Source organism: Bacillus pfraonensis, from assembly GCF_050768835.1.
Taxonomy (GTDB): Bacteria; Bacillota; Bacilli; order Bacillales; family Bacillaceae_G; genus Bacillus_A; species Bacillus_A pfraonensis.
Genome location: NZ_JAHCDO010000068.1, coordinates 1 through 9,073 on the forward strand (window position 1 = coordinate 1; position 9,073 = coordinate 9,073).

8 protein-coding genes and 1 pseudogene are annotated in these 9,073 nt (G+C 33.4%); 4 read left to right on the forward strand and 5 right to left on the reverse strand.

Annotated features, from left to right (window positions below):
- Positions 1–256 precede the first annotated feature (256 nt).
- A protein-coding gene (locus KFD70_RS28320) for an IS6 family transposase (protein WP_431613533.1) occupies positions 257–932 on the forward strand; the annotation gives its coding sequence in 2 pieces (ribosomal slippage) (positions 257–672 and positions 671–932; 678 coding nt in all).
- 107 nt (positions 933–1,039) lie between these two features.
- On the opposite strand, the gene KFD70_RS28325 is transcribed toward KFD70_RS28320, so the two are convergent.
- The 5 genes and pseudogenes from KFD70_RS28325 to KFD70_RS28345 all read right to left on the reverse strand — a co-directional run bounded on the left by KFD70_RS28325 (position 1,040) and on the right by KFD70_RS28345 (position 6,475).
- Positions 1,040–2,248 carry an MFS transporter gene (locus KFD70_RS28325; protein ID WP_336454555.1) on the reverse strand — a complete coding sequence of 403 codons (1,209 nt, stop codon included), beginning with the start codon at positions 2,246–2,248 and terminating at the stop codon, positions 1,040–1,042.
- A gap of 129 nt (positions 2,249–2,377) precedes the next feature.
- Positions 2,378–3,046, reverse strand: coding sequence for an HD domain-containing protein (locus tag KFD70_RS28330; protein WP_336454556.1), 669 nt, complete (start codon positions 3,044–3,046; stop codon positions 2,378–2,380).
- Positions 3,047–3,093: 47 nt separating this feature from the next.
- On the reverse strand, positions 3,094–4,104 hold the full coding sequence (locus KFD70_RS28335; RefSeq protein ID WP_431613534.1) for a Gfo/Idh/MocA family protein: 1,011 nt from the start codon (positions 4,102–4,104) through the stop codon (positions 3,094–3,096).
- A 711-nt stretch (positions 4,105–4,815) separates the two neighbouring features.
- On the reverse strand, positions 4,816–5,598 hold the full coding sequence (locus KFD70_RS28340) for a helix-turn-helix domain-containing protein (protein WP_336454558.1): 783 nt from the start codon (positions 5,596–5,598) through the stop codon (positions 4,816–4,818).
- Between the two features lie 184 nt (positions 5,599–5,782).
- Positions 5,783–6,475, reverse strand: a pseudogene (locus KFD70_RS28345) (IS6 family transposase).
- Between the two features lie 701 nt (positions 6,476–7,176).
- Between KFD70_RS28345 and fabZ the strand changes: the two are divergent.
- From fabZ to KFD70_RS28360, 3 genes are all read left to right on the forward strand, one after another.
- Positions 7,177–7,614: a 3-hydroxyacyl-ACP dehydratase FabZ gene (gene fabZ, locus KFD70_RS28350; RefSeq protein WP_336454559.1), complete on the forward strand. Its 438-nt coding sequence runs from the start codon at positions 7,177–7,179 to the stop codon at positions 7,612–7,614.
- 142 nt (positions 7,615–7,756) lie between these two features.
- A complete protein-coding gene (locus KFD70_RS28355; RefSeq protein ID WP_431613535.1) occupies positions 7,757–8,389 on the forward strand; it encodes an IS6 family transposase in 633 nt (210 codons plus the stop codon).
- 438 nt (positions 8,390–8,827) lie between these two features.
- Positions 8,828–9,073: Rpn family recombination-promoting nuclease/putative transposase (locus KFD70_RS28360; RefSeq protein WP_431613536.1), on the forward strand; the 246-nt coding region annotated here is incomplete at its 3' end.

The following is a 9,073-nucleotide window of genomic DNA, read 5'->3' on the forward strand; positions in this document are numbered from 1 at the left end:
TCATAGAAACTGAAAGATTGCCTACTGTAAGAAAAACTCACGTTTAGTATACAAAATACGAATCAAAATGCCAATACATTTAAATTTATATTCAATCCGATGGGTCAAAGCGCCAGATTTATTTCTTATCCAAACGCGTACTAATCCGTTCCAAATTTTATAATCAATATCAACATCACATACTTAAAAGGGTTCTGTTGCAAAGATTTCTAAACTGAGATAACCTGTAGAAAAAGTGTGAGCAGGAGAATGATATATGGGGTATTTTAAAGGAAAACAGTTTGAAAAGGATATTATTTTGGTAGCCGTCGGCTACTATTGTCGTTTTTCTTTAAGTTATCGTGATATATCTGAAATCTTGAAAGAGCGTGGTGTTTCGGTTCACCCAACAACCATCATGCGCTGGGTTCATGAATATAGAAATCTTATCTATCAAATTTGGAAGAAGAAAAATAAAAACGTTCCATTATCTTGGAAACTAGATGAAACCTATATAAAAGTCAAAGGAAAATGGTGTTATTTATATCGTGCAATTGATAAAGACGGGCACACATTGGATATTCAACTTCGTAAAAAACGGGATCATCAGGCTGCCTATGCCTTTATGAAAAGATTAGTCAAAACGTTTAGAGAACCAGCGGTTCTTACTACAGACAAAGCACCAGCATTACTTTGCGCATAGAGAACAAGGCTTTTATATAAATACAACTCATTGTACAATCAAGCATTTGAACAATCTCATTGAACAGGACCATAGGCATGTGAAGCGACGTTTTTCCAAATCCGCAGGATTTCAAAATCTTCGCCACGCTTCCCGTACCTTGAAAGGCATCGAAACCATTCATGCTTTATATAAACGAAACCGAAGTCTTGGCTCAGACTTCGGTTTTTCGACATACAATGAATTACAGGAGCTACTAACAATCGCATAAAATGTACAACTTTTTGTTGGCACCACTTAACCTTAACAAAACTTCGCAACAGAACCCGATTTTTTAATTACACCATCATATTTCCAATCCGTGTAAGGTCTTTTTTATTATTTTACTGCTTCTACTTCATGTGTAGCCGTCCCATGATGGGGTATTTCCTGTTTTCTAGAGAAAAACGCTGCCAAAATAACGAGAAGCACACCGATAGAAGATAATACTCCGAAATAGAAATACACATCAAAAACATTTTTTGTTTTATCTAACGTTACTCCGCCTAGATACGTGAAAGACATTGTACCGAGTCCATTAGCAAAGGCCCAAAATAGAGAATGAGCTGTAACCTGCACTTCTTTTGTTGTCACTTTGTTAACAAACTGCGTACATAATACCACGAATAAACCAATTGCAAGACCGTTTAACGCTAAAAGTGCCATTACAATATTATAATCCGGATTTAATCCATAATACAGCCAGCGTAATGAGACCAATACACCAGCTACGATAATTAATAATGATAAACCCAGTTTTTTCGTAAGAAAATTTGATAAAAACATCGCAGGCGCTTCAAATCCCGCAACAAGTAAAAAGGAAAACCCTACGCCCATAACGCCTCCGCCAATTTCTTTAAAGAACATAGAGTAGTATGTATTATTGGCTTGATGAGATCCGAAAATAAGAACCCCAGCTATTGCAAATAGGAGAAATCCAGGCTGGGAAGCAATTTTCTTTAAGTCTTGTAAGAAATTCGTTTTTACACCACTACTTTTATGAATGATTGGTAATGGAATAGATACGAGTAAACAACATAACATCAGTAAGGAGTATACATATAAAATCATATTAACACCCCAGTAATTCGTTAGCGCACTACTTACCCAACAGAAGAATGCATAACCTAATGCACCCCAAGCACGTAAAAAACCATATTCTCTTGGATCTTGAATACTCTCTAATGAGACACTATCAATAATAGGAGAAATTGCTACATTAAAAATGGTAAGAAGGGTAAACATAATTAATAAATACGTAAATGTGTGATTAAAAGATAAAAATATACTGCATAGTGACGTTAAAATCAAACTAACTATAAGAATGACCTTCGTTAGTTGAAATTTATCACAAATAATGCCCCAAATTGGCTGGACAATAATATGCACAAGTAAACTAATCGATATAATTTCTCCAATTTGGAGTACACTTAACTTTTGTCCTAAGAACCAAATAGAAATCATTGGATAAAACGAACCAAATGCTCCAAAATACGCAAAATAAAAGATGCATAAAGACAACTTTGTTTTATTCTCAAATAAGCTCATGTAACGTACCTCACATTTCATATAGTAAAACGCCATGGTATAGACCGATAGGAAACAAGAACCACAGTTCTTTTGTATAAACACAAAAAATACTGTGGTTCTTGTATGGTTTACCTATTTATTCTATGATTATCGTTTGGCATCCCATTCAGCATAGAACTGATCTAAGTATGTCTCTAAAAATGCATGTCTACCCTCTGCCATTTCTTTTCCTGCAGCTGTATTCATTGTATCTTTTAGTTTCAATAATTTTTCATAGAAATGCATGATGGCTGTATCTTTACCTGAGCGGTATTCCTCTAGAGTAAGATTTTCTCTTGGCTTCATGTCAGGGTGGTGAATTGGACGACCTTTGAATCCAGAGTAGCACATAACACGAGAGATACCCATTGCGCCCATTGCATCTAAACGGTCAGCATCTTGCACGATTTTTCCTTCTAAAGTACTCATGACTTTTTTAGAAGTTCCGCCTTTAAATGACATTGTAGTAATGATTTCTAAAATATGAGCTGCAGACTCTTCGTCTATCCCATTTTCGCTCATCCAGTTCTTTACTTTGTTCACGCCTGTTTCTTCATCTTGATTTAATTTTTCATCTGCAACATCATGTAATAATGCAGCAAGTTCCGCCACATAAATATTTGCATTTTCTTTTTTTGCGATTGTTTTTGCCATTTCCGTTACACGATGTACATGCCACCAGTCATGACCGCTACTATCTCCGCCTAGTTCTGCAAGTACAAATTCTCTTGCCGCTTGAATGATTTCTTCTTTAGAAATATTTAGATTTGTTCCCATGTTCCTAATCCCCTTTTGATTGATAGTTAGATTGTTAATTTGGTTGATTATTTCATACTTACTAGTTCTTTTTGCTCTAGTACAACGGATTGTTTTTCAACCACTGATTGGTAAGCTCCGTCACATAAGAGTAAATGATCAAGATGTGAAGAACCATCTTGCATTATACCATTTTTAATATTCTGAATAAAGTCGTCAATCTGAGTCCGAATTGGAAGATCCCAACTTCTATCACTTTCAATTATTTCCCCTGTTGTGCCATCAAGATTCAGGCGAGTTACTTTTGTTCTTGTAATGTGGAGTACACCTTTAGAACCGTGAACAAACAATTCTTCTTTTTTCGGTTGCGTCGCTCTAGATAAATTTAAATTTCCTAGTGCTCCACCGTTTGTTTTAAATGTAAGAATGGCAGTGTCTTCTGTTTCGTATGTGACATCTGGTCTAGCTGTGTTAGACATGTAAGCGTGCACCTCTGCAGGCAATCCAAAATACCACACAATGAGGTCTAAAACATGGTATCCCATATCTAATATTGCTCCGCCTCCTGCGATATCCTTTACACCTCTCCAGCCGAAGTCGTATGGACCACCATTAAAGGTGTATTCTCCTCTAATTAGAAAAACATCGCCCAGCGAATCTAACATTTCTTTCGCTTTTACATAAGAATTGTGATTTCTTCTTTGCGTTAAGGTAATCACCGATCTCTTATAATGGTTAGACGCTTGCACAATTTGCAAACCCTCGTCATAATTACAAGCTAATGGCTTTTCCTTTAATACGTGCAATCCATGAGATAAGGCATATAATGCAATATCTTTATGCAGGTTATGCGGGACACAGATAAACACTGCATCTAATTCACACTGGTCAATCATTTCTTTATAATCAGTAAAAACTTCTGCATCACTTAGATAATCAGGTAAATCTTCTAAGATTTTTAGATTACTATCACAAATTGCTGTGACGACACCATATTTTGTATGTGTTACATGTTCCGCCTGTTCTTTTGCCTGGCCACCCAGACCGACAAAACCAACCTTGAATAACTTTTCTCCCATAGTATTAATTCCCCTTTTAATACTGAATTTGAATTGCAACCAAAAGCCGAATTTGTCACCCACCTACACGTATTATTTTTTCAAAATAGAGAATATTTAAAAAGGACCACTTAAATATAGAACATGTTGGTAAAAAAATCAATAGTTTTCCAAACTAATATTCTGAAAAATATATTTATAAATGAATTTCTGATAATTCTGTTAAATAGCCAAAAAGTCTGTTGTCATGCCTCTTCATCGAATTAATCACTCACCAATCATTTAGTATTTATTTCAAAATTTAAGTGAAATGCTGATAAAATCTGTAAAACCCTAGAAAATAGTCAGGAATTTAATCATTCACTAATTACTTTATCCCTAAAATACCATTTTACTTTTACAAATTACTAAGTAAGTAAATAAACAAAAGCAGATTACTATGTTTTAATAGTAATAATTTATCTTTGCCATGATAAAAATTAGGAAAACCAGATAAAAAGTAAGGGCATCTTTCTCAAGATTTATCACATAATTGTTGAGAAACAGAAAAAGATACTACCTTTGCACTGAGCTAAAAGGGGTACCACCCCACATCCATCAACTTAAGGGTATATTTGGTTCCGGTGCAAAAAAAGACCACTTCAAAATGGGTGGTTTTTTAATTATTTTATTCTTGTGGGATAAATCATTTATGTTGTACAGATAATAAGCATTAAATATCATTTGTTTTTCCTATGAAAATTGTATTTGAACATTTTTATGAAACGATATAACATTTATGTTTTTCAATATCTTCATATAAGAAATAGCCTTTTGATAATATAAACATGCTTTTTCAAATTTACCTTCCTTTTGATAACAAGTTGCTAAATCAACATAAAATATAGATAATTGTTTATTATTTTTTTGATTGTCAAAAAAAGGAATGGCTGTTGTCTCGAGAAAACTTTTTAGATTTGTTTGATCAAAATATAAATAATTTTGATATAAGAATAAAAAATGTAATTTAGGATATTTTTTTGTAGATTTTAAACCTTCATGTAACACCCTTTTAGCCTTATTAATTTCTTGTTTATTAAAAAGATAAATCATATCATCGTACAATTTTTCTAATTTAAATATTTCTAAGTCTGCCGTATTATTTTTGATTTCCTCTAATCTTTTATATAATGATTTTTTAATGTTATGACTTGGAACTAGCTTATTATTTTCAATTTTACTTAAATAAGATACTGTACATATTCCATAACATAGGACTTTTTGTGTAATCCCATGTTCTAGTCGTTCCTTGAGAAAGAATTCTCCTATATTTTCATTCTGATTTGCGCTATTAGACTTCAGTACCTCCATTCGCTCTGAAAATAATTGTATCATCTCTGTTTTAACCTTAATTTTATTATTTTCAATAAGGCTTAAATAAGATGTTGTGCATATTCCGTCACATAATTCTCTTTGAGATAAATTATATCTTTTTCTAAAATTACGAATTTTTTCGCCAATTGTATTCAATATCATATCCTCCCTATAATTTGGAATTTATTATAAATTAATTCCAAATTATATACTTTCGTTGACATATCGTAATCATCTTCTTTTCTTCTTTATTAGAACAAATTTCAATATATATTCTGAAAATTGTTCTGGTGCAAAAATAAAATGAAAACTAATAAAACGTATATATTCCTAACAGACTTGTATTTTATGCTACAAGTTCAAACAATTGATGGATGAATTCTTTCTGATTTTGCACAGACTGGTCCTGTAAATCAATCTGTTCTTTTTTAATCATATGCATAGCCTCTACTCCAGAAAGAATGGATGTAGCTGTATCAAAGCATTTGAACTCTAGCATAGAACGGATTCGTTTCTTTATAAAGCGATGATCTTGTTCTACTATGTTATTCAAGTACTTTTGTTGTCTAAGTCGCATACTGTTAGGTATGCTTTTTTCTTTTTTCAACTGTTCAATTGCTATAGGATAAGCTGGATTATTATCAACTGTTATCACGCGAGGTTTTGAAACATGAAAAGCCCGCAACGCTTTCTTGAAAAAGCGCTTTGCAGCCTTCTGATCTCTTGTTTTGCTTAGGCAAAAATCGATTGTGTTTCCTTTCGAATCAACAGCACGATACAGGTACATCCATTACCCTTTTACTTTGATATATGTTTCATCGATTCTCCAGGAGTTATTTGTTTAAGGTAGCGTCGGATCCGTTTATCCAATTCAGTGAACCCAACGCATAATCGTTGTATGAGAAATGGATAAACCCCGTTCCTCCATCATTTCCACTAAATCACGAAAACTAAGATTGTACCGTAGATACCATCTTACCGTTAATAAGATAATATCAGGTTGATCGTGCTTCCATTTGAACAAATTTTCCTTTGTCATACCGATCACACACCTCTTTTAGATTAATAATATCAGTATGTCTAAGATTTATAGATTTATTGTCATTATATTGAAGTTTTTGCACCAGACCAGTCCTTGTCTGCCAAAAAATGCACTCACATTAGAGTGAGTGCTCTGAAAAAAGTTGAGACTCCTCCATGGGGCACAATCTTTATAAGGAGAGTTTTCTACTAGAAACGTATCTTTAATTTATAATGAATACTACAAAATCTAATCAAAAAGAACATAATTTTACAAAAAAAATATCAAGTATTAGAAAATTCATTTTAGTCCAAAACCTCAAGATAACTGCATTGAATCTCTCAACTTCGTGTAGCTTTGTAATAAAGTTTGATCAAAAAACTCTTACAAATCCACATTCTGTGTTACACAAAAAGATTCCATTTTGAAAAAAGATCGATCAAAATAGAGTCTTTCTTTGTGACTGGATGTTTAATTTTTATAAAAAAGTTTGATCATTTTCTACCTGTGCTGCTATACAATCGCGCCCGTTTGTGGAATATGAGTTTTCACCAATGGCTGTAATTTTTACTTTTGACAGAATTTGTTTGTCCCCTTTACTATTTTAATACTTAATTTTATAATTTAATATCATGACCAGGTACTAAAAACGTAAATAATTTGAAATGAAAATACTGGTGATCAAATGCCAAATGTGAAAGTATAAAGGAGAGGGATTTATGTTCAATAATCAACAAATTAAAGAAATTATTCCACATCGTTATCCGTTCTTATTAGTTGATCGTATTCTTGAAGTAGAGGAAGGAAAACGCGCAGTCGGAATTAAAAATGTTACCGCTAATGAAGAGTTCTTTAATGGTCACTTTCCAGATTATCCAGTAATGCCGGGTGTTCTAATTGTAGAAGCGTTGGCACAAGTAAGTGCAGTTATTATGTTAATGAAAGATGAAAATCGAGGAAAGATTGGGTTGTTTGCTGGTATTGACCGTTGTCGGTTCAAGAAACAAGTCCACCCTGGTGATCAATTACGTTTAGAAGTAGAAATAACCAGAGTTCGTGGTTTAATTGCAAAAGCAAATGCTGTTGCTACAGTAGATGGAGAAGTCGCTTGTGAAGCAGAAGTTACATTCGCTCTTTACAACGATAAAAAAACTTAAAGATTTATTATCATCTTCACCCTCTTTTCTATAGAATTTACTCTTAGATAAAAAATCACCTCTTAGGAGAACAATAGGTTCTGTTGCAAAGATTGCTAAACTGAGATAACCTGTAGAAAAAGTGTGAGCAGGAGAGTGATATATGGGGTATTTTAAAGGAAAACAGTTTAAAAAGGATATTATTTTGGTAGCCGTCGGCTACTATTGTCGTTTTTCTTTAAGCTATCGTGATGTATCTGAAATCTTGAAAGAGCGTGGTGTTTCGGTTCATCCAACAACCATCATGCGCTGGGTTCATGAATATGGAAACCTTATCTATCAAATTTGGAAGAAGAAAAATAAAAACGTTCAATTATCTTGGAAACTAGATGAAACTTATATAAAAGTCAAAAGAAAATGGTGTTATTTATATCGTGCAATTGATAAAGATGGACACACATTGGATATTCAACTTCGTAAAAAACGGGATCATCAGGCTGCCTATGCCTTTATGAAAAGATTGGTCAAAACGTTTGGAGAACCAGCGGTTCTCACTACAGACAAAGCACCAGCATTACTTTGCGCATTTAACAAATTAAGAGAACAAGGCTTTTATATACATACAACTCATTGTACAATCAAGCATTTGAACAATCTCATTGAACAGGACCATAGGCATGTGAAGCGACGTTTTTCCAAATCCGCAGGATTTCAAAATCTTCGCCACGCTTCCCGTACCTTGAAAGGCATCGAAACCATTCATGCTTTATATAAACGAAACCGAAGTCTTGGCTAAGACTTCGATTTTTCGACATACAATGAATTACAGGAGCTACTCACAATCGCATAAAATGTACAACTTTTTGTTGGCACCACTTAACCTTAACAAAACTTCGCAACAGAACCCTTTTAAGTATGTGATGTTGATATTGATTGTAAAATTTGGAACGGATCAGTACGCGTTTGGATAAGAAATAAATCTGGCGCTTTGACCCATCGGATTGAATATAAATTTAAATGTATTGGCATTTTGATTCGTATTTTGTATACTAAACGTGAGTTTTTCTTACAGTAGGCAATCTTTCAGTTTCTATGAAATCCAACCAATCTGTTAATTATGTATGGTGTCAAACAAGCTCTTATGTCAATGGATATAAGAGCTTGTTTGCATGTGTATTACTTTTTTATGTACAATGAAAGAAAAATATCATATGAGACGGGGAGAGGAAAACCCATGTCCAACCAACAATTAGTAAATTTACGCATTGATTTTGCTTTTAAACAATTATTTGGTACAAGTGGAAATGAAGATATTCTCATTGCGTTTTTAAATGCTATGTTACAAGATTCTTTAGAATCACCCATTGTTTCGTTACAATTAGAAGATCCACATTTATACAGGGAACATGAAGAGGATAAATTATCGATTTTAGATATTTCCGCAACATTAGATACAGGAACAAAGGTAAATGTAGAAATC

Excerpts from the sequence above, each read along its gene's own strand:
- KFD70_RS28355 (WP_431613535.1), top strand. The coding sequence starts at position 7,757 with ATGGGGTATTTTAAAGGAAAACAGTTTAAAAAGGATATTATTTTGGTA.
- KFD70_RS28335 (WP_431613534.1), bottom strand. The coding sequence starts at position 4,104 with ATGGGAGAAAAGTTATTCAAGGTTGGTTTTGTCGGTCTGGGTGGCCAG.
- fabZ (WP_336454559.1), top strand. The coding sequence starts at position 7,177 with ATGTTCAATAATCAACAAATTAAAGAAATTATTCCACATCGTTATCCG.
- KFD70_RS28340 (WP_336454558.1), bottom strand. The coding sequence starts at position 5,598 with ATGATATTGAATACAATTGGCGAAAAAATTCGTAATTTTAGAAAAAGA.
- KFD70_RS28330 (WP_336454556.1), bottom strand. The coding sequence starts at position 3,046 with ATGGGAACAAATCTAAATATTTCTAAAGAAGAAATCATTCAAGCGGCA.
- KFD70_RS28325 (WP_336454555.1), bottom strand. The coding sequence starts at position 2,248 with ATGAGCTTATTTGAGAATAAAACAAAGTTGTCTTTATGCATCTTTTAT.